This window comes from Priestia aryabhattai (genome assembly GCF_023715685.1).
In the GTDB taxonomy this organism is placed as follows: domain Bacteria; phylum Bacillota; class Bacilli; order Bacillales; family Bacillaceae_H; genus Priestia; species Priestia aryabhattai_B.
On the sequence record NZ_JAMBOQ010000108.1, the window covers coordinates 1 to 341 of the forward strand.

The 341-nt window shown below is 47.5% G+C and carries 1 tRNA gene and 1 rRNA gene; both read right to left on the minus strand.

The annotated features are described in order from the left end of the window. Positions 1 to 49: 49 nt before the first annotated feature. Positions 50 to 125 (minus strand) — tRNA-Val (locus M3225_RS29225). A 106-nt stretch (positions 126 to 231) separates the two neighbouring features. Next, positions 232 to 341, minus strand: a 5S ribosomal RNA gene (gene rrf / locus M3225_RS29230); the annotation flags it as partial.

Below are 341 nucleotides of genomic sequence, written 5' to 3' on the forward strand. Positions count from 1 at the left end.
CTACTGATTACAAGTCAGTTGCTCTACCAGTTGAGCTACACCGGCACGGTGGTGGAGGATGACGGGATCGAACCGCCGACCCCCTGCTTGTAAGGCAGGTGCTCTCCCAGCTGAGCTAATCCTCCACATATCATATACAATATTCATTGTGTATATAAGGTTTTTATAAATGAGCCAAATAAAAAACCCCTAGACTCTTTTGCAAGAGCATAAAAAGGGGTCTTATTCATTGCCTGGCAACGTCCTACTCTCACAGGGACAAAGTCCCAACTACCATTGGCGCTAAAGAGCTTAACTTCCGTGTTCGGTATGGGAACGGGTGTGACCTCTTCGCTATCGCC